The sequence below is a fragment of the Photobacterium phosphoreum genome, from assembly GCF_002954725.1.
In the GTDB taxonomy this organism is placed as follows: Bacteria; Pseudomonadota; Gammaproteobacteria; order Enterobacterales; family Vibrionaceae; genus Photobacterium; species Photobacterium phosphoreum.
On the sequence record NZ_MSCQ01000001.1, the window covers coordinates 1,691,670 to 1,712,600 of the forward strand.

The 20,931-nt window shown below is 41.9% G+C and carries 19 protein-coding genes; 5 read left to right on the forward strand and 14 right to left on the reverse strand.

Annotation, left to right across the window (positions count from 1 at the left end):
• Position 1: 1 nt before the first annotated feature.
• The 11 genes from tmk to yceD all read right to left on the reverse strand — a co-directional run bounded on the left by tmk (position 2) and on the right by yceD (position 8,806).
• Complete coding sequence (tmk, locus tag BTO21_RS07340; protein ID WP_065192443.1) at positions 2 to 631, reverse strand: dTMP kinase; 630 nt, start codon at positions 629 to 631, stop codon at positions 2 to 4.
• Positions 628 to 1,644 (reverse strand): endolytic transglycosylase MltG, encoded by a 1,017-nt coding sequence (gene mltG, locus BTO21_RS07345; RefSeq protein WP_045031347.1) that lies wholly within the window; start codon positions 1,642 to 1,644, stop codon positions 628 to 630. The genes tmk and mltG overlap by 4 nt, the downstream gene beginning before the upstream one ends.
• A complete protein-coding gene (gene pabC, locus BTO21_RS07350) occupies positions 1,638 to 2,447 on the reverse strand; it encodes an aminodeoxychorismate lyase (RefSeq protein ID WP_045031345.1) in 810 nt (269 codons plus the stop codon). The genes mltG and pabC overlap by 7 nt, the downstream gene beginning before the upstream one ends.
• Before the next feature lie 105 nt (positions 2,448 to 2,552).
• The gene (gene fabF / locus BTO21_RS07355; protein ID WP_045031343.1) at positions 2,553 to 3,791 is read right to left on the reverse strand and encodes a beta-ketoacyl-ACP synthase II; all 1,239 of its coding nucleotides are present in this window, start codon (positions 3,789 to 3,791) and stop codon (positions 2,553 to 2,555) included.
• A gap of 89 nt (positions 3,792 to 3,880) precedes the next feature.
• Complete coding sequence (gene acpP, locus BTO21_RS07360; protein ID WP_027697107.1) at positions 3,881 to 4,114, reverse strand: acyl carrier protein; 234 nt, start codon at positions 4,112 to 4,114, stop codon at positions 3,881 to 3,883.
• A 158-nt stretch (positions 4,115 to 4,272) separates the two neighbouring features.
• Positions 4,273 to 5,007: a 3-oxoacyl-ACP reductase FabG gene (gene fabG / locus BTO21_RS07365; protein WP_045031339.1), complete on the reverse strand. Its 735-nt coding sequence runs from the start codon at positions 5,005 to 5,007 to the stop codon at positions 4,273 to 4,275.
• Positions 5,008 to 5,032: 25 nt separating this feature from the next.
• Positions 5,033 to 5,962 carry an ACP S-malonyltransferase gene (gene fabD, locus BTO21_RS07370; RefSeq protein WP_045031338.1) on the reverse strand — a complete coding sequence of 310 codons (930 nt, stop codon included), beginning with the start codon at positions 5,960 to 5,962 and terminating at the stop codon, positions 5,033 to 5,035.
• 137 nt (positions 5,963 to 6,099) lie between these two features.
• Positions 6,100 to 7,056 (reverse strand): beta-ketoacyl-ACP synthase III, encoded by a 957-nt coding sequence (locus tag BTO21_RS07375; RefSeq protein WP_045031337.1) that lies wholly within the window; start codon positions 7,054 to 7,056, stop codon positions 6,100 to 6,102.
• Between the two features lie 5 nt (positions 7,057 to 7,061).
• The gene (gene plsX, locus BTO21_RS07380) at positions 7,062 to 8,087 is read right to left on the reverse strand and encodes a phosphate acyltransferase PlsX (protein ID WP_162270856.1); all 1,026 of its coding nucleotides are present in this window, start codon (positions 8,085 to 8,087) and stop codon (positions 7,062 to 7,064) included.
• Positions 8,088 to 8,096: 9 nt separating this feature from the next.
• Positions 8,097 to 8,267: a 50S ribosomal protein L32 gene (rpmF, locus tag BTO21_RS07385; protein ID WP_006231206.1), complete on the reverse strand. Its 171-nt coding sequence runs from the start codon at positions 8,265 to 8,267 to the stop codon at positions 8,097 to 8,099.
• Between the two features lie 20 nt (positions 8,268 to 8,287).
• On the reverse strand, positions 8,288 to 8,806 hold the full coding sequence (gene yceD / locus BTO21_RS07390; RefSeq protein ID WP_045031333.1) for a 23S rRNA accumulation protein YceD: 519 nt from the start codon (positions 8,804 to 8,806) through the stop codon (positions 8,288 to 8,290).
• Between the two features lie 390 nt (positions 8,807 to 9,196).
• On the opposite strand from yceD, the gene BTO21_RS07395 reads away from it, so the two are divergent.
• A complete protein-coding gene (locus BTO21_RS07395) occupies positions 9,197 to 9,778 on the forward strand; it encodes a Maf family protein (protein ID WP_045031331.1) in 582 nt (193 codons plus the stop codon).
• Positions 9,779 to 9,934: 156 nt separating this feature from the next.
• Here the strand turns inward: BTO21_RS07395 and rluC are convergent, their stop codons facing one another.
• Positions 9,935 to 10,879 (reverse strand): 23S rRNA pseudouridine(955/2504/2580) synthase RluC, encoded by a 945-nt coding sequence (rluC, locus tag BTO21_RS07400; RefSeq protein ID WP_045031329.1) that lies wholly within the window; start codon positions 10,877 to 10,879, stop codon positions 9,935 to 9,937.
• A gap of 437 nt (positions 10,880 to 11,316) precedes the next feature.
• Here rluC and rne point away from each other — a divergent pair, with 437 nt between their 5' ends.
• The 4 genes from rne to BTO21_RS07420 all read left to right on the forward strand — a co-directional run bounded on the left by rne (position 11,317) and on the right by BTO21_RS07420 (position 17,879).
• Entirely contained in the window at positions 11,317 to 14,754 is a 3,438-nt protein-coding gene (gene rne / locus BTO21_RS07405; protein ID WP_105026748.1) for a ribonuclease E, read from the forward strand.
• A gap of 244 nt (positions 14,755 to 14,998) precedes the next feature.
• Positions 14,999 to 16,555 (forward strand): SulP family inorganic anion transporter, encoded by a 1,557-nt coding sequence (locus BTO21_RS07410; protein WP_045031325.1) that lies wholly within the window; start codon positions 14,999 to 15,001, stop codon positions 16,553 to 16,555.
• Positions 16,556 to 16,678: 123 nt separating this feature from the next.
• Positions 16,679 to 17,284, forward strand: coding sequence for a cob(I)yrinic acid a,c-diamide adenosyltransferase (gene cobO / locus BTO21_RS07415; RefSeq protein ID WP_045031323.1), 606 nt, complete (start codon positions 16,679 to 16,681; stop codon positions 17,282 to 17,284).
• 160 nt (positions 17,285 to 17,444) lie between these two features.
• Positions 17,445 to 17,879 carry a phosphate-starvation-inducible protein PsiE gene (locus BTO21_RS07420; protein WP_045031319.1) on the forward strand — a complete coding sequence of 145 codons (435 nt, stop codon included), beginning with the start codon at positions 17,445 to 17,447 and terminating at the stop codon, positions 17,877 to 17,879.
• Positions 17,880 to 18,026: 147 nt separating this feature from the next.
• On the opposite strand, the gene BTO21_RS07425 is transcribed toward BTO21_RS07420, so the two are convergent.
• Positions 18,027 to 19,349 (reverse strand): anaerobic C4-dicarboxylate transporter, encoded by a 1,323-nt coding sequence (locus BTO21_RS07425; protein ID WP_045031318.1) that lies wholly within the window; start codon positions 19,347 to 19,349, stop codon positions 18,027 to 18,029.
• A 458-nt stretch (positions 19,350 to 19,807) separates the two neighbouring features.
• The gene (yhjD, locus tag BTO21_RS07430; protein WP_045031317.1) at positions 19,808 to 20,779 is read right to left on the reverse strand and encodes an inner membrane protein YhjD; all 972 of its coding nucleotides are present in this window, start codon (positions 20,777 to 20,779) and stop codon (positions 19,808 to 19,810) included.
• Between the last annotated feature and the right edge of the window lie 152 nt (positions 20,780 to 20,931).

Below are 20,931 nucleotides of genomic sequence, written 5' to 3' on the forward strand. Positions count from 1 at the left end.
ATTATTGTTGCTCCAACCAAGACTGTAATGCTTGGGTTAAATCCGTTGTAACTTGAGCCAATGTTTGGCTTGCATCAATAATGATCACATTAGGTTGATCAATACATAATGCTAAGAAGCGCTCACGGGCACGCTCAAAAAAAGCGATATCCATTTGTTCAATACGATCTAGCTCACCACGGCCACGAGCACGTTGTAAGCCTAGCACGGGATCAATATCCATATAGATAGTCAGATCAGGACGAAAATCACCTAAAACAGTGTCACGCAAGTTTTCCATTAACGCTTGATCAAAACCACGACCACCACCTTGATAAGCTTGTGATGACATATCATGGCGATCACCGACCACCCAACGCCCTTCAGCAAGGGCTGGCTTAATCACGTTATCGACTAATTGAATACGAGCCGCATACAGCAATAACAATTCAGCCATATCCGTTAATGGCTCATCGGGATGTCCTTGCTTAACCAAGGCACGCATTTGCTCAGCAAGTGGGGTGCCACCAGGTTCGCGGGTCGACTGCGGATTTTCAATTCCATGCTGCGCTAATGTTGCTATTACTTGTGCAATAGCTGTACTTTTACCAGCCCCTTCAAGGCCTTCGATGACAATAAATTTACCGATCATTTCTGTGTTCTTAATATTTTGAGGTAGGCACGAACCGCGCGATTGTGCTCGACTAACGTAGTTGAAAATTTGTGACCGCCTTTACCATCTGCAACAAAATAATAATAATCACTGTCATCAGGATCAACGGCAGCCATGATAGATGCCTTATTGGGCATAGCTATCGGTGTTGGTGGCAAACCACGCATGGTATAGGTATTGTAAGCCGTTGGCGTGCGTAAATCTTTTTTGGTGATATTGCCATCATACTTATCACCCATGCCATAAATAACCGTAGGATCGGTTTGTAATGGCATATTAGCACGTAAGCGGTTCATAAAGACTGACGCGACTAAACCACGCTCACTCGCCACTGCGGTTTCTTTTTCTATAATCGATGCCATGATCAACACTTGATAAGGTGTCTTTAATGGCAGATCTTTTTCACGTTGTTGCCATGCAAGATCTAACTCTTTCATCATTGCAGTATGAGCGCGCTTTAAAATACTAATATCACTGGTGCCAGCAGTAAAATGATAAGTATTCGGTAGGAAATAGCCTTCAATTTTACTGCTATCAATGCCAACCGCGTCACCAATTTGTTCTTCCGTCATCTTATCCGTGGTATGGGTTAAATGCGGATCAGCTTGAAGCAACTTGCGCCACTCACTAAAATGCTCACCATCAACCAATGTAATTGCATACTGATACTCTTTACCTTCGGTGATCATTTCTAATACTGAATGCAATGTTTCTTGAGGTTCAATCGCATACGTACCGGCTTTAATATCGGTTAATGTCGGTTCTAAATACCCGACCCAACGTAGCCATGGCGATAAAGTGACAATTTTTTCATTACTTAATTTAGTTAATAACCCACGAAAAGGTGTGCCTGATTTCACGGTAATAAATGTTTGTTGTTCAATCAGCACTGGCTTATCTAGCGCTGATCTTACTTGGAAAAAGCCCCAACCTGCCACGCCTGCCATCAACAAGCCCAACAGAAAAATCACAATAATCAACTTCTTTAGCACGAATGTAACCTCTTCCATAGTGTTTTGAACATTGTACGTTCACAATATTGTGTAGTTTGTATTTGATTAACCGGTACTAACGCCATAAGTGCATTAGTAATAAAAACTTCATCCGCTGCCAATAAAGTATCAAGGTCAAAATCACCCACTTGATAGTCATAATTAAGCTCATCAAGTATATTGAGGATATGTTGACGCATCACCCCGGCAACACCTGCACGTTGTAAAGCAGGAGTATATACAGTATTACCTTGACGCCAAAATAGATTCGCGACGCTCGTTTCAATAACACACTCAGTACAATCTAATGCAATAGCGTCCACCCAACCTGCGGTTTCAATTTCTTGTTTTAATAATACCTGTTCGAGGCGATTTAAGTGTTTCATACCTGCAAGCATAGGGCTATTCCCCATTCGCTGCTGACACACCCCTAAGACAATACCTTGCTGCTGCCATTGCTGATAATGCAACGGCCATTCAAAATGCGTAATAATAACTTGGGTATCATTACAACCGCTAGGATTATAACCACGGCCACCACTGCCACGGCTGACTAATATTTTAATGCCGCCTTTATGCGGGAATTTCAATGCTAATGCGGTGATATCAGTATACACCTGCGGCCAATCCGGTGCAGCAATCCCCAACCGTTGTAAGCTCACCTTCAAACGAGCTAAATGCAATGACCACAGCTGAACACGTTGTTGCTCAACCAGTATCGTTGTAAAGCAACCATCGCCGTATTGGGTTGCTCTATCTGTGATAACTAGTTTCTGTTGCTCGCAACCGTTCACTGATGCCATGGTCTGTTCCTTTTTTACAGATAAAAAAATAGCCCGATATCTAAATATCAGGCCATCTAATCATATCAGTTTATGATGCTTATTGCTCAATACACAATAATCGAATTAGATCTTCTTAAACAATAACGAACCGTTAGTGCCGCCAAAACCGAATGAGTTACATAATGCGTATTCTAGGTTCGCTTGACGCGCTTCACCTGGAACATAATCAAGGTCACAACCTTCACCTGGGTTATCCAAGTTAATCGTTGGTGGCACAACTTGATCAATCAAGCTTAAAATAGTAATGATTGATTCAACAGAACCCGCAGCACCTAATAGGTGACCTGTCATTGATTTCGTTGATGATACCATTACGTTATCAATCGCTGAGCCCATTGCACGTTTAATGCCTAATGTTTCAGCTTTATCACCCGCAGGGGTTGATGTACCGTGAGCGTTAATGTAGCCAATCTTGTCAGCATTGATACCCGCATCGCGAATACATGCTTCCATAGCTAACGCACCACCTGAACCATCAGCACTTGGTGACGTCATATGGTAAGCATCGCCACTCATGCCAAAGCCAACTAGCTCTGCATAAATTTTAGCACCACGCGCTTTAGCATGTTCGTACTCTTCTAGCACAATCACACCAGCACCATCGCCTAATACAAAACCATCGCGATCTTTGTCCCATGGACGAGAAGCCGCTTGAGGATCATCATTACGTGTTGATAGTGCTTTCGCAGCGGCAAAACCACCCATGCCAAGCTCTGTTGATGCTTTTTCTGCACCACCCGCTAGCATTGCGTCAGCATCACCGTATGCAATCATACGTGCAGCATGGCCAATGTTATGAAGGCCCGTCGTACACGCTGTAGAAATAGCAATATTTGGACCACGTAAGCCGTACATGATAGACATGTGGCCTGCGATCATATTTACAATTGTTGATGGAACAAAGAACGGACTGATTTTACGTGGTCCTTTGTCGATCAATGTTTGATGGCCAGCTTCAATTAAACCTAGACCACCAATACCAGAACCAATAGCGACACCAATACGTGGTGCGTTTTCTTCAGTAACTTCAATACCTGAATCTTTGAAAGCTTGTACGCCAGCTGCAACGCCATATTGGATAAATAAATCCATTTTGCGTGCATCTTTTCGAGACATGTAATCTTCACAATTGAAATCTTTGATCATTCCGGCAAATTGAGTAGCAAATGCGCTTGCATCAAAATGTTGGATGGTACTGATACCACTAGTGCCAGACTGTAAAGCTTTCCAAGAAGATTCAACAGAATTACCAACCGGGGTAAGCATACCCATGCCAGTTACAACTACACGACGCTTAGACACGATTAATTTCTCCGGGAATTGAGGATAAAACAGGAAGTGAAAAAAAACAGGCGGTCATAATGACCGCCTGGAGATATTCAATTTTTATATTACTGTGCGCTGTTTACGTAGTCGATTGCAGCTTGAACAGTAGTAATTTTTTCAGCTTCTTCGTCAGGGATTTCTGTATCGAATTCTTCTTCAAGAGCCATTACTAGTTCAACTGTATCTAGTGAATCTGCACCTAGATCGTCAACGAAAGATGCTTCGTTCTTAACTTCTGCTTCGTCTACGCCTAGTTGCTCAACGATGATTTTTCTTACGCGTTCTTCGATGTTGCTCATACTAATATATTTCCTTTGACAAGAATTCGCTAATGCGATTTGTTGTAGTTTATTCATTACAGCAAAAGTTGCAACACTCATAGTGCTGGTCAAACCACGATTTAACCAGAAAAATAGTTCAATTTGACTTGAATCATGAAGTATTGCAAAGAATTTGCTTAAATCATATACATGCCGCCGTTAACGTGCAATGTTTCGCCTGTTATATAAGCAGCGTCATCAGAGGCTAAAAAAGCAACAGCCGCTGCTATTTCACGCGGATCGCCTAAACGACCAGCAGGGACATTTGCTAGCGTTGCTGCACGTTGAGCATCATTTAACGCTTTTGTCATATCAGTTTCAATGAAACCCGGCGCAACAGCGTTAACAGTGATACCACGAGAAGCAACTTCGCGTGCCATCGATTTAGTAAAACCAAGTAAACCTGCTTTAGCCGCAGCATAGTTTGTCTGGCCTGCGTTACCCATAGTACCGACAACTGAGCCGATGCTAATAATGCGACCATGACGTTTTTTCATCATCGCACGTAGGACTGCTTTAGACATACGGAAAACCGATGTCAAATTGGTATCCATGATATCTTGCCATTCGTCATCTTTCATACGCATAAGTAGATTATCACGAGTAATACCGGCGTTATTAACTAGGATGTCAATATCGCCATATTGTTCTTTAATTTGCTTTAATATTGTTTCAATTGACTCTGGTGAAGTTACGTTTAACGCAAAACCTTTACCATGATCGCCAAGGTACGCACTGATTGCATCAGCACCACTTTCAGACGTCGCAGTACCAATAACTGTTGCGCCACGCTCAACTAAGATTTCAGCGATTGCACGACCAATACCGCGACTCGCACCTGTAACTAGTGCAATTTTACCTTCCAGACTCATTGTCAATCCTCTACTTTAAGCTTAATTACTTCGCTAATGCCGCTGTTAATGATGCAACATCATTGACTGCTGCGCCGCTAAGTGCACGATCGATACGCTTTGTAAGACCCGTTAATACTTTACCCGGCCCCATTTCTAGCAACTCTTCAACGCCTTCAGATGCCATACGCTCAACAGTCTCAGTCCAACGAACTGGATTGTATAGTTGCTTAACCAATGCAAGCTTAATCGCAACAGGATCGATTTCAGTCGCCACATCGGCGTTATTGATTACAGGGATAGTTGGTGCATTAAATGCTAAACCTTCCAATGCAATCGCTAGTTTATCAGCCGCTGGTTTCATTAACGCACAGTGTGAAGGAACAGAAACTGGCAATGGCAATGCACGTTTAGCACCTGCTTCTTTACACAATACATTGGCACGCTCTACCGCTTCTTTGTTACCCGCAATCACCACTTGACCAGGCGAGTTAAAGTTAACAGGAGAACATACTTGATCTTCAGCAGCTTGTGCACATGCTGCAGCAATCGCATCGTTATCTAAACCGATAATAGCAGACATTGCGCCAATACCAGCAGGGACTGCTTCTTGCATCAGTTTACCACGTAGTTCAACTAACTTGACCGCAGATTGGAAATCAATCACACCAGCACAAACAAGCGCTGAGTATTCACCTAAGCTATGTCCAGCTAAAACAACTGGCTGTGCGCCACCCTGTTGTTGCCATACACGCCAAATCGCCACAGATGCGGTTAATAATGCAGGCTGAGTACGTTGGGTTTGGTTTAAATCTTCAACAGGACCATCTTGAACGAGTGCCCATAGGTCGTAACCTAACGCATCAGAGGCTTCAGCAAACGTCTGCTTAACCACATCAAATTGCTCTGCTAAATCAGCAAGCATGCCAACAGTTTGAGAACCCTGTCCAGGGAAAACAATCGCGAACTTAGACATTTGAGAATCCTTATTCTTTATATACTGATCGTTCAGTAAATTAATAGGCTAATAAGACAGCGTTAACTATATTCAACCTTCTGCCTTATCGCAAAAATTCTTTTAGCAACTAACACTAAATACAGCTTAGATTTAGTTTAAAATTTCACTAACGCAGAGCCCCAGGTGAAACCACCACCAAATGCTTCTAACAATAACGTTTGACCGCGTTGAATACGACCATCACGCACTGCTTCATCTAATGCGGTTGGTACCGTTGCAGCTGAGGTATTGCCATGGCGATCCAATGTGACAACCACTTGATCCATCGGCATTGATAATTTTTTCGCTGTCGCTGAGATAATCCGCATATTCGCTTGATGTGGTACTAGCCAATCAAGTTCAGATTTATCCATATTATTAGCAACAAGGGTGCTTTTAACCAAGTTAGACAGTTGAGTTACTGCCACTTTAAACACCTCATTACCCGCCATATAAAGCCATGTATTGGCGTCAAAATCTTTACCGTATTCAGGGACAGCAAGGCTTAATAAACCACCAAAATGACCATCCGCATATAAATGCGTTGAAATGATCCCTTGCTCTTCACTAGCACCCAGAACGACCGCACCCGCCGCATCACCAAATAAAATAATGGTTGAACGATCTTGTGGATCACAACAATGAGAAAGTGCGTCAGAACCAATCACGAGTACGTTTTTCGCCATACCGGTTTTGATATGCTGATCAGCAACACTTAACGCATAAACAAAGCCAGTACATGCTGCTGATAAATCAAACGCTGGGCAACCTTTAATGTCTAACATGCCCTGCACTTGGCAAGCAGCAGATGGAAATGAATGGCTTGCACTAGACGTTGCAACAATAATAAGATCGATATCTTCTTTATTAATACCCGCCATTTCAATAGCGTTTAAAGAAGCTTGATAGCCCATCACTGCTACTGTTTCGTCAGCGGATGCAATGCGACGCTCACGAATACCAGTACGAGCAACAATCCATTCATCGCTAGTCTCTATCATTTTCTCTAAATCCGCATTGGTGCGAACTTGAGTTGGCAAATAGCTGCCAGTTCCTAAAATTTTGCTATACATAAAGACTAATAATGCCTCTCTAGTAAGACCTCTTCCAAACGGTCACTGATTTTCATCGGTATTTGGCGTTCAATCTCATAAACCGCTTGGTTTATGGCATTCTCCAAAGCTGTGGTGTCAGCACTTCCATGGCTTTTCACTACAATACCGCGTAATCCTAACAGACTTGCGCCATTATACTGGTCGGGGTTCAATTGCTGTAAACTCGTAAATAGCTCACGAAACAGCCATTTAGCAATCAAACGTTTAAATGGGTTACGACCAATATTACGCTTAATACAGTCAATGAATAGGTTAGCTACCCCTTCACTGGTTTTTAAACTCACATTCCCGACAAAACCATCACAGACAATGACATCCGCTTTATCTGAATACAATTGATGACCTTCAATATAACCAATGTAATTAATATCAGGAGATTGACTCAACATTTCAGCACAGCGTTTAACGAGATCATTACCTTTGATCGATTCTTCACCAATATTAAGTAATGCAACCCGTGGGGATGATCCTAATGTTTGTTCAGCAACGACTGATCCCATCACCGCAAATTGAAACAAGGTGTCAGCATCACAGGAAACATTCGCGCCCAAATCTAATAACCACGTATGGTTAGCATGACGATTAGGGATTTCTGAAATTAAAGCAGGACGTTCAACACCAGGAAGTTGTTTCAGCACATAGCGGGATAAAGCCATTAACGCACCAGTATTACCAGCACTAACGCAAGCATCAGCATCACCAATAGCAACTGCTTCTAATGCCATTCTCATGGAAGAACCTTTGCTGTGGCGTAATGCTTGTGATGGACGAGTTTCATTGGCTATAACGTTATCGCAATGCACGATAGATAGTCGGGGATGATTGAGTTTATTGAGAAGAGTTAGCTGAGTAGTGATTGCACTAATATCACCAAAAAGAATGAGTTTGAGCTCAGGCGAATGCAACAGTGCCTGCACGGCGGCAGGCACTGTTACTTGAGGACCGAAATCCCCGCCCATTGCATCAAGTGCAACGGTAAGACCCATCAAGGCTCAACCTTACTTGTTGATAACCTTACGGCCACGGTAGAAACCGTCAGCTGTCACGTGGTGACGTAGGTGAGTTTCACCTGATGCTGAATCTACAGATACTGCTGCTGTAGTTAGTGCATCATGTGAACGACGCATACCACGTGCTGCACGTGATTTTTTGCTCTTTTGTACGGCCATTAACCCTACTCCTGTTAAATTTAACTTTTAAGATTTTTCAATACTGCAAACGGATTCGGACGCTCATCAGCAACGGGAATATCACCAAAAGACAAGTTATGTGTGCCGATCTTACAATCGTCATTATCATGTCTTGCTACTTGTGGTAACTCTAACATCAATTCATCTTCGATGAGTTCAATTAGATTAATATCGCCATTTTCATCGACAATTGTCGGCTCATAGGCATCCGGTAACTTGTCAATAGCCTCTTCGTCACGAACTGGACTATAACAGAATTCAACACTAATTGTGTGTGGAAATTCTCCCTGACATCTCTGACAGGTCAACATCACATCTACACTTGCGTTTCCGCGCATGAAAGGAGTACGACGTTGATCAAGGTCAAAAAACAAGTTAACGTTTGCATCACTTATTACGCTCTGGGTTGAGCCAGCTAAACGAGACAGAAGATCAGCTTTGATGATACCATCATAGTCGAGTCTTTTCTGTGCAGTGCGTACTGGATCTACCTTTATCGGCAATTTTACCTTTTGCATAGGGCGCGAATATTAGCCTTATAGTCTGGTTGAGTCAAAGGAAATGTGCCTGAATTCACGGCTTTTGAGTAATTCTCATGCTGCCACGAAAATTCATTCAACATTCAGTCCCTTTCCTCATTAAAAAGTTTTTATTTCTCTGTCACTCAATCACTTGACGATTGCTGATAAAATGACGAAAGATCACTCAATCATTGTTTAAATGATCGCCAATAATGGCTCTATTTACATTTAATCCAATAATTGCCTCTTATAATAGCATTGTGCTGTAACGATGGCATCGTCTGTCTGCCTTGAAACTCAAACAATCAAAAAAACATGCTGACTAGCATTGAATCATTGTGATGGTTACACTCAAACGACTTATTCATTTCGATAAACAAATAGCCTATGAACCAGCCACTTGTTCTTGCATCTACTTCTCCATTTCGTAAAAGCTTATTGGAAAAATTACAATTACCTTTTACGACAGCGAATCCTAATGTGGATGAAGCAATACTTACTAATGAATCAGCGACAGCCTTAGTGATGCGTTTAGCACAAGCCAAAGCACTTGCTTGTGCTGAGGATCACCCTCATCACCTTATTATAGGTTCAGATCAAGTGTGTGTCATTGACGGTCAAATTCTAGGTAAGCCTCATACTGAAGCTAACGCATGTGCTCAACTACGTGCAGCCAGTGGCAAAGTCATCACTTTTTATACAGGCTTGTGCTTATATAATAGCCGCACCCAAACAACTCACGTTATTTGTGAGCCTTTCCACGTTCATTTCCGTACCCTGACAGACAGTGAAATTGCCCATTACGTTACAAAAGAGCAACCACTCTACTGTGCTGGTAGCTTTAAAAGTGAAGGTTTAGGTATTGCGTTATTTGATAAGCTAGAAGGACGAGATCCCAATACGTTGGTAGGATTACCGCTGATTGCCTTACGAGAAATGCTTGCCAAGGAGCACGTCGCTGTTTTATAGAAAGACGATCTATATAAAGACAGTCGCTCAAAGACAACCGATAAAAGACAACCGATAAAAGACAACCGATAAAAGACAATCTATAAAAGACAACAAAGGCGAGTACAGTACTCGCCTTTATCTTATGTTACAGCATGATCGAATGTTACAGCCCGACTAAAAAGTACGTAGCTTTATTAAACAACGCTCTAATACAGGTTCCATCGGCGCACTAATATCCATTAACTCATCCGTACTTGGATGGGTAAATTTAATGTTTGCCGCATGTAAGAACAATCGTCCCAAACCTGTTTTTTTAGTGTAAGCATCAAAACGTGGGTCACCATAACGATCATCCCAAGCTATAGGATGACCTTCATATTGACAATGCACACGAATTTGATGTGTACGACCTGTTACAGGACTTGCTTGTACCAGTGTTGCTTGTGCAAAGCGTTCAAGGACTTTAAAGCGGGTATCTGATGCTTTACCTTGTGGATTAACACGCACAATGCTGTTGACTTCATTTTTCAATAACGGTGCAGTGACTCGCTTACAGTTTGCCTTCCATTCCCCCATCACTAAGGCAAAATAATATTTCTGAACCGTTTTTTCTCTAAATTGTTCTTGTAGCTTACGTAACGCCGAGCGTTTCTTCGCTATCAGTAAAATGCCAGAGGTATCTCGGTCAATACGGTGTACTAACTCAAGGTATCGAGCATCAGGTCGTAATGCACGTAACGCTTCAATCGCACCAAACTTCAAGCCACTACCGCCATGAACGGCTGTGCCTGATGGCTTATTCAAAATTAAAACATGCTCATCTTCATAGATAATGCATGATTCAAGTTCAGCCACTTTGTTAAGTTTGGTACTAATCGGTGCTTGTTCGTCTTTCTCAGGAACAAATACCGGTGGGACACGCACGAGATCACCATCCTGCAATTTATATTCAGGTTTAATACGTTTTTTGTTTACTCGCACCTCGCCTTTACGCAAAATACGGTAAATCATACTTTTGGGTACATTTTTAAGCCTAGCACGGAGAAAATTATCGATCCGTTGGCCAGCAAAATCATCAGTAATATCGATGAATTGCACTTTAGGTTTATCTTCTGTCATAAGTTTGATTGTACCATGCAAATAAAGCAGATTGCCGCAAAAAAGTGAGCCTGCTATGATTGCATTCTAGAATAAGTTTTTTTGCTTATTTTACTGACAAGGTGAGCATGCTCTCATCATTTCGGCTATTTTATATACAACTCAGGTGATAAACGCAGCACGTGGCGTAAGACGTTATAGTTACCGGAGTTTTTTTTAGCGCGTCAGATTACAGATTTTTTTGATGTAACAGATACAACCACACCTCGATGTGGTGATACCAGCTGTGTGTTTCAGATCTAACCATCTCTACATAGTTGGCTAATACGTGTGGCCATAGAGCACTCCTGCATTCCAACCGTGAGGTTGCACCCGTACATCAGACTTGGAGTCAGGCACCATCAAATAATTGAAGTAATTAGCGGCGCTAATACAACAACAATAATGAGTACAATATAATGAAAAGAATGTTGATTAACGCGACTCAGAAGGAAGAGTTGCGCGTCGCATTAGTTGATGGCCAAAAGCTATTTGATCTTGATATCGAAAGCCCAGGTCACGAATCTAAAAAAGCAAATATTTACAAAGGCCGCATCACCCGCATCGAACCAAGCCTGGAAGCTGCGTTCGTTGATTACGGTGCAGAACGCCATGGCTTCCTCCCTTTAAAAGAAGTTGCTAAAGATTACTTCCCGTCAAATTATTCTTACCAAGGTCGTCCTAACATTAAGGAAGTCTTGAAAGAAGGCCAAGAAGTTATCGTCCAAGTTGATAAAGAAGAGCGTGGCAACAAAGGTGCTGCTCTAACAACCTTTATCTCATTGGCTGGTAGTTACTTAGTGTTAATGCCTAATAACCCTCGTGCTGGCGGTATTTCTCGTCGTATCGAAGGTGAAGAGCGTACACAACTTAAAGCTGCATTAAGTACATTAGAACTGCCACATGGCATGGGTCTGATTGTTCGTACTGCAGGTGTGGGTAAATCAGGTGAAGAGCTTGAGTGGGATTTAAACGTTCTTCTTAATCACTGGAGTGCAGTGAAAGAAGCCGCTGAATCTCAAGCTGCTCCGTTCTTGATCCACCAAGAAAGTAATGTTATTGCTCGTGCTATTCGTGATTATCTACGTCGTGATATCGGTGAAATTCTTATCGATAGCCCACAAGTATTTGAGCGCGCACGTGATCATATCAAATTAATTCGTCCTGATTTCTTATCACGTATTAAGCGTTATGAAGGTGAAGTTCCACTATTTAGCCACTACCAAATTGAAAGCCAAATTGACTCTGCGTTCCAGCGTGAAGTTCGTTTACCTTCAGGTGGCTCAGTCGTAATTGACCCAACAGAAGCATTAACCTCGATTGATATCAACTCCGCGCGTGCGACGAAAGGCGGTGATATTGAAGAAACGGCACTACAAACTAACCTAGAAGCAGCAGATGAAATTGCACGTCAATTACGTCTTCGAGATCTTGGTGGTCTTGTTGTTATCGATTTCATTGATATGACACCGGTTCGTCACCAACGTGAAGTAGAAAACCGTTTACGTGAAGCTGTTCGTGTTGACCGCGCACGTGTACAAATTGGCCGTATATCTCGCTTTGGTTTGCTTGAAATGTCTCGTCAACGTTTAAGCCCATCTTTAGCAGAAGCAAGCCATCACGTTTGTCCACGTTGTACAGGTACGGGTGTTGTACGTGATAATGAATCACTATCACTCTCTATCTTGCGTTTAATTGAAGAAGAAGCACTAAAGGATAACAGTTCACAAGTTGTTGCAATTGTACCTGTTCCTGTTGCCTCTTATTTATTGAACGAAAAACGTCCAGCTGTACAGCACATTGAAAAATATCACAGCGTACATGTTGTTATTGTGCCAAACGCTGACATGGAAACACCACACTTTGAAGTGTTACGTATCCGTGAAGGTGAAGAACAAGAGACGCTTTCATACCATCTTCCTGGTGCTATTGATGCATTAAAAGAAGCGGAAGCGACTGAAGTTCCACAACAAGAGCGTACAGCTAAAAAACGTGAAGAACCTGTTCTACACGGTTTTGCAGCACCAAAGCAACCTGCGCCAGTGGTAACAACACCAGAAGTACAACAGGTCGTTAAACCACAAACGATTATTGCTCAAGCACCAAGTATCTTTAGTCGTATTTTTGCTGCTATTTCTTCTTTCTTCAATAACAATACTGAACAATCAGTAACGGTTAAAGCAGAAGTTGAAGCGCCAGTAAAAGAGCAATCAAATAACAATAATCGTCGTAGCAACAATAACCGTCGTCCTGATAATCGTCGTAATGACCGTCAAGGTAATCGCGATAACACTCGTCGTAATAACACCCAAGACAGTGATCAAGACAACAACACTGAGCAAGATCGCAACAACGAGCAGCGTCAACAGCCTCGTCGTCGCAATGAGCGAAATGAGCGCACGGAGAAAAACCGTCAACCTCAAGAGCGCCCAGTGAAGCAACCACGTCCACCTCGTTCTGAAGAAGCGAAAGAGCAACCACGCCAATCTCGTAAAGAAGAGATTCAAGCGCAAAAGCAACAACGCCAACAATCAGAAGAAGTAAAAGTAAAAGCAATTGAGACCGTTACTGTTGAAGCGCCAGTAGCTCCAATAGAAGCTGAAGAGAAAGTTGTTAAAGTAAAACAACGTCGTCAACGTCGTCAGTTACAGAAAAAGATCCGCTTTACTGACAACGTAGAAACCGCTGTTGAAACTCAACCAATTGTTGCAGCTCAAGCAGTTGTTGAAACGAATGCTATTACAGCTATCACTAACCCAACACCATTAATGGAAATGGGTACAACGATTGCGAAAGAAGCACAAACAACACCGACTCAAGATCAGCCAGTTGTTGATGACCAAGCTGAAACAAATGAGCAGGATAACAACCAACGTCGTAACCGTCGTTCACCACGCCACCTACGCGCTAGCGGCCAACGCCGTCGCCGTATTCGTGACACTCGCGGTGAAAAACAAGATTATGAGCAGCATGAAGATCCAAGCTGTTATAATGTTGCAGACGCGTTTGAGAATGCAGATATTGAAGCAACAGATACTATTAGCGATATGGTGAATGTTGTCTCTATTGTTGAGAAACCAAAAGCACTACGTCCAACATCAGGTGTAGCAGCACCAGAAATGGCAATGGGCAAAGTATGGTCTCGCATTAAGCCAACAATTGAAGCGCCTGTAGCCGACGTTGTTACAGAGCAGCCTCATCAGCCTGTAATCGCTCAAGCATTACCAAAGGTGGTATCACAACCGTCTTTAGGTGGTGTTGCGATGCCTGAGCTTGCAATGGGTAAAGCATTCCCATTACGTTCAGTGCCAGTTGTTGAAACGCCAGTTGTTGAAGCACCTGTTGTTGAAGCACCTGTTGTTGAAGCGCCAGTTGTTGAAGCACCTGTTGTTGAAGCACCTGTTGTTGAAGCGCCAGTTGTTGAAGCACCTGTTGTTGAAGCGCCAGTTGTTGAAACGCCTGTTGTTGAAGCACCTGTTGTTGAAGCGCCAGTTGTTGAAGCGCCTGTTGTTGAAACGCCTGTTGTTGAAGCACCTGTTGTTGAAGCGCCAGTTGTTGAAGCGCCAGTTGTTGAAGCGCCAGTTGTTGAAACGCCAGTTGTTGAAGCACCTGTTGTTAAAACAGCATCAGCACCAATGACAAAAATTGTCACTGAAACTGTTGCGGTAACAGCAACCTCTCCACGTGGTTTCCATGCGGTAGCGGCAATGACTAAAGCACCTGCGCCAACAGAAACAATGGCAAGCGTAAAAGTTGAAGCTGCACCATTACGTGAAGCAACGACAACGCGTTCTGCTGGTAGCCAAACAGCGACCAATACAGCAGCAGCACCAATGACTAAGCCATCTTTTGACTAAGTTATTTTAAACTGCTAATAAAAAGCCATGCATCTGCATGGCTTTTTTTATTACACTTTTTTGGGTCAATAATATCCACAAACTTTAACAATCTTATTACTGAGCGTAATTAGTATGCTCGCAAAGCACATCTTCACACCATTTAACAGCTTAAGTTGAAGCATTGTAAATCTTTCGGTAACATTCTGTTAATCAATATTTTTTAATTATCCATTCATTTTGCGAAGAGAAGAACGCCTAATATATGTCTGAATTCCCTCAAGTCTCACAACAATCAGTCAAAAATGACATCCTCTCTGGATTAACTGTAGCACTTGCTCTAGTACCAGAAGCGGTGGCTTTTGCCTTTGTCGCAGGCGTTGATCCAATGGTTGGTCTATACGCAGCATTTATTGTCGGTTTAATTACTGCTATCTTTGGGGGTCGTCCTGGTATGATCTCTGGCGCAACAGGTGCAATGGCCGTGGTTATGGTCAGCCTTGTCGCCCAACATGGTATTCAATATCTGTTTGCTGCTGTTATGTTAGCCGGTGTATTTCAAATACTGGCAGGCGTATTCCGTCTCGGTAAATTTATTCGAATGGTACCGCATCCGGTCATGATCGGTTTTGTGAACGGTCTTGCGATTGTTATTTTCCTCGCTCAACTCGGTCAATTTAAAGTGCCATCACTGACTGGCGGCCTTGAATGGATGCACGGTACTCAGCTCTATATCATGCTGGGATTAGTACTGTTAACCATGTCTATCATTTACTTTTTACCTAAACTCACCAAAGCGGTACCCTCTTCGTTAGTTGCCATTTTAACCGTAACAGCATTGGTGCATGTATTAGGTCTAGATTCACGCACTGTTGTGGATTTTGTCCGTACCATGAGTGGTGACGCTAACGCTACACTCGCAGGATCTCTACCTACTTTCGCACTACCTGATGTTGGTTTTAATCTAGCAACCCTTAAAATTATTTTACCTTATTCGTTAATTCTTGCGGCAGTCGGCTTAATCGAATCATTACTGACATTGACCGTTATTGATGAAATGACCAATACACGTGGTCACGGTAACCGTGAATGTGTCGGTCAAGGTATCGCGAACATCACCTGTTCTGTTTTTGGCGCTATGGGTGGTTGTGCGATGATTGGCCAGTCAATGATCAACATTAACTCTGGTGGTCGTGGCCGTTTATCGGGTATTACTGCTGCTATTGGTTTACTTGTGTTCATTCTGTTTGGATCAGCATTCATCGAAATTATCCCATTAGCCGCACTGGTTGGTGTGATGTTTATGGTGGTTATCGGTACGTTTGAATGGGCAAGTTTACGCATGATCCGTAAAGTACCTAAACATGACTTCTTCACTATTATTCTAGTGACTTGTGTGACGGTTGCAGCCGATCTTGCTGTTGCCGTATTCGTTGGCGTGATTTACTCAGCGTTAGTGTTTGCGTGGAACCATGCCAAGCAAATTTATGCAAGTTCTCACATTGATAATGATGGCGCAAAAGTTTACCAAGTTAATGGTCCGCTATTCTTTGGTTCAGCTTCTCGTTTCCTTGAGTTATTTGATGCGACTAATGATCCACAAACCGTCATTATTGATTTTGCCCATTCACGAGTAGCTGACCACTCAGCGATTGAAGCGATTGATACCCTATCTGATCGCTATGCGACTCGTAATAAAACGCTTCATATTCGCCATCTAAGTCCTGAATGTCGTAGACTACTTCAAAAAGCAGGTAACTTAGTTGAAGTCGATATGATTGAAGATCCAACCTACAAAGTTGCGACTGATGTTCTAGGTTAATCACTGTTAGATATTAAAATAAAGCCCGTGTAGTCCTGTGACTACGCGGGCTTTCATTTATAATCACCAATACGTTATGATGGTATTTATTACACATACCACAATGTAACCAAAGAGGAAATTATGGTTGATGCAACTACCAAGGACGATCGTCACCAAGCCCGTCAACAACGTTTAAAAGAGCAAGTTGATAATAAAATTAATGCCGCCCAACAAGAGCGTGGATTAGTGCTGGTAATTACAGGTAACGGTAAAGGCAAATCAACCTCTGGATTTGGAATGATCGCGCGTGCAGTGGGTCATGGACAACAATGTGGTGTTGGTCAATTTATCAAAGGTACATGGGATTGTGGTGAGCGTAACCTTCTGCAACAACACGGTGTAACCTTCTCTGTGATGGCAACAGGCTTTACGTGGGAAACCCAAAATAAAGCAGCAGATACCCTCGCAGCGCAAGCAACATGGGCTGATTGTAAAGCGATGTTAGCCGATGACCAATTGGATGTGGTATTGCTTGATGAACTGACTTATATGGTAACGTATGACTATGTTGATTTAGATGAGATTATTAACGCTATCAACGCTCGTCCATCACACCAAACGGTGATTATTACAGGACGCGCGGCTCATCGTCGTTTAATTGATATTGCAGATACCGTTTCTGAAGTGCGCAATGTTAAACATGCTTTTGAGCAAGGGATAAAAGCCCGTAAAGGCATTGATTGGTAAAATAATAAACCTAGCGTAACCACTTTTGTTATTCATTATTTCGAATAAAAAATGAACACTTGTTTGAATTAAATGAAATTTTGCTATTAGAATAAGCATTACATTTTATAATACACCAATGCTTAATAAAAATATAAACAGCGTTAAAGCTGGAGACAATATGCCTTCCCACTTACCTAGCTCATTTAGTAAACCTTTTCTAAAAGTATTTCACATTTTAGAAGCGATATTATTAACCGCAATCACCTTAGCCACCGTTGTAGCGATGGTGAATGAATTTATCCATGTATTTGTTAACCGTAATATTCAGTTAACTGACATTTTATTAATGTTCATTTATCTCGAAATTCTCGCGATGGTGCAGCAATTTGTCGCTCACGGTAAAATCCCCGTACGATACCCGTTGTATATCGCAATTATGGCGATTGCCCGTTATATCACCCTTGGCATGAAAGAGCTTGATGGTACTTTTATTATTTGGCTATCACTGGCAGCATTCGTCTTAGCTGCAGCAACCGTTCTTATCCGTATTGGTCATCACTATTGGCCTTATGAAGAACCAGAAGAACCCGGTAAAAAACAATCTGACGATTAATCATCATCGCTATACCTTTTTAATCACAATATAGCCATCATCAAAAAGGGCGAATCTAATGATTCGCCCTCTGCTTTTCTAATCTCAATTCATGCTATCACAATAGCAATTAGCAATTAGCAATTAGCAATTAGCAATAATTAACGCTTAAATAATGATTTGTGCGAGCACATAACCAATACAACAGGCTGAAATAACACCAATTAAGCCTGGCATCATAAAGCTATGGTTAAAGTACCACTTACCAATTTTAGTGGTGCCTGTTACATCAAAGTTCACTGTGGCAATGTCTGATGGATAGTTTGGTATAAAGAAATAACCGTATGTCGCAGGCATTAAACCAATTAATAACGCAGGATTTAATCCCATTGCTAAGCCTACAGGTAACATCATTCGCGCAGTAGCTGCTTGTGAATTCACCACTACAGAAACGGTAAATAGCGCTAATGCAAATGTCCACGGATAGCCTTGCACCATTTCAGTAATGCCTGATTTAAACGATGGCATAGCGTATTGGAAGTAAGTATCACTCATCCAAGCAATACCAAAAATAGCAATCGCTGCTACCATGCCTGATTTAAACACCACCCCTTCTGGAACTTTCTGCACATTGGTACGCGTAACTAATAAAATTAAGCCACCAAAACCTAGCATCATCATCTGGATAATCAATGACATCGATATTGGTGCAGCATCACCAATGGTACGAATTTCAGGCACCATTGCCACGATCACAATCGTCACTAACGCGATGACAAACAAGATAACAGCATGCATCGCAGAACGTGGTAATTGCTCATTCAGTGACGTTTTAGTGGTATGCAAAATTTGATCACGCCACACAGGATCTTGTAGTCGGCGTTGATATTCAGGATCATCTTCTAATTCTTTACCGCGACGTAAGCTATACAATGACAACAACAATGTACCGCCTAATGTGGCAGGAATTGTCACCATTAAAATAGACAGTAAATTAACAGAGTCAGTAATCGTCGATAGTTGCGCGAGGTAATAAACCACTGCCGCAGAGATTGGACTTGCAGTGATCGCAAGTTGAGAGGCAACAGAAGAAGCCGCCATTGGACGCTCTGGACGAATGCCATTTTTAAGAGCTACATCACCAATGATAGGCATAATTGAATACACAGCATGGCCTGTACCCAACATAAATGTCATAACATAAGTCACTAATGGACCAACAATAGTAACCCGCTTCGGATTACTACGTAAAATACGCTCAGCCACTTGTAGCATGTATTTTAAACCACCAGCCGCTTCGAGAATCGATGCACACGTCACAACGGCAAGGATAATCAACATAACAGTGATCGGCGGTGACGTTGGCGGCATACGGAAGATAAATACTTCCACCAACAAACCTAAACCAGAGACAACCCCTAGCCCAATACCCCCAAAACGACTACCTGCATATAACACTAATAGCAGGAATAAAAACTCCAAATACAACATGACCTATTTCCCTATATATCACCGATACTCTGCTAACCAAAGTATCTACCATAAGGAGAAAATGCCTGTTATATCCATTAGCTATATTGATAAATATCAAACTACTTAATAGCAATTAACGCTTAATGTTACTTCTGAGAACCATCACAAATAACCGCCACTAACAAAGAACATCAACATTACCAATTGGCACCTTTATAGTTACAAAATAAATACCTTGGCGTAACCTTTTCGTCGTTGACGCTGAAAAATAAATCACAATGCAGCCTTACACTACAATAGTAATACTCACCAATTTGCATTTAACAATGTTGTGTTAATGTTATTAACGCTCAGTTATTACTACTCAATAATCATTTCTCTATTATTAAAAACAAATAAAAAAAAGGACATAAAAAAAGGACAGCCAACGCGCTATCCTTTTAAAATAATCACACTCTGATGAGCACGATTAAAAATTACTCTTCAATATCATCATCAGCGACAACACCATAGCCAGGGCGGTTTTCTTTGGCTGTAGCTATCCATGCCGCACAGAACAAGGTTAAGCGAGCAAAGAAATAGAAGAATGCCATTAACCCTATAATAGAACCAAAGGCAGCACCTGATGGAGAGCTGGCTAATTTCGGTAATAAGAATGTCATCGCAAATTTGATCGCTTCAAAGCCAATAGCTGCCAGTAATGTCCCCTGCATTAAACTTTTACGATTAAAGTGACGACGGGGCAACATCCAGAAGATCCATAAAAACATTAGATAGTTAGCTAAAATAGAAATGGTCAAAGCAATGGCCGTTAACACTGGACGTAACCAAGTGATCCCGCCTAAGCCTAGCGCATCAACAATCGTCGCTTGGGCTGAACCCGCAACAGAGGTTAATACCACTGTAAAAATCAATGCCGCAACCAGTCCGGTTAACCCAATAAGATCTTTACAATATTGCAGTAAAATATGTTCTTTATCTTCAGGCTTACGCTCCCACACATCACGGGTTTGTGCCCGTACCGCTTCACGTAAATTTCCCATCCAGCTAATACCAGAATAAAGCGCAATCGCTAAACCACTTAAACCAACGGTAGTACGTTGGCTGATCGCCGTTTGCACCATTTGCTTTAAAGTATTTGCCAAACTTGGATCAGTCACACCAGCAACAATTTTATCAATAATATTGGTTAGCAGTACTTGGTTTGAGGCTAAGATAAAACCCGCCGCAGCAAATAGCACCATTAAAATGGGAATAAGTGATAAAAATGAAAAATAGGTAATTGCAGCACCAAACTGACTACCTAAACGATCGTTAAAGCGATCAGTTGCCCGTATAAAATGGTCAACCGGAGGTAGTGCTTTGATAGCATTGCCAATAAGAGTTAATACTCCCTTTACTTTAGAGAATAACGTCGATTTTTCAGATGATATTATTTTGTTAGTCATAATTTGATTGCAGTGTCATAAAAATACTCAACAAGATTAGCAATGGATAAGAACAAAGCCAATCTAATAATAACAAGCCATTAAATACCTGCTACTTAATTGATTATGTAGTTAAAAAATAAAAGGTTTGCCGATAACAGCAAACCTTTCTA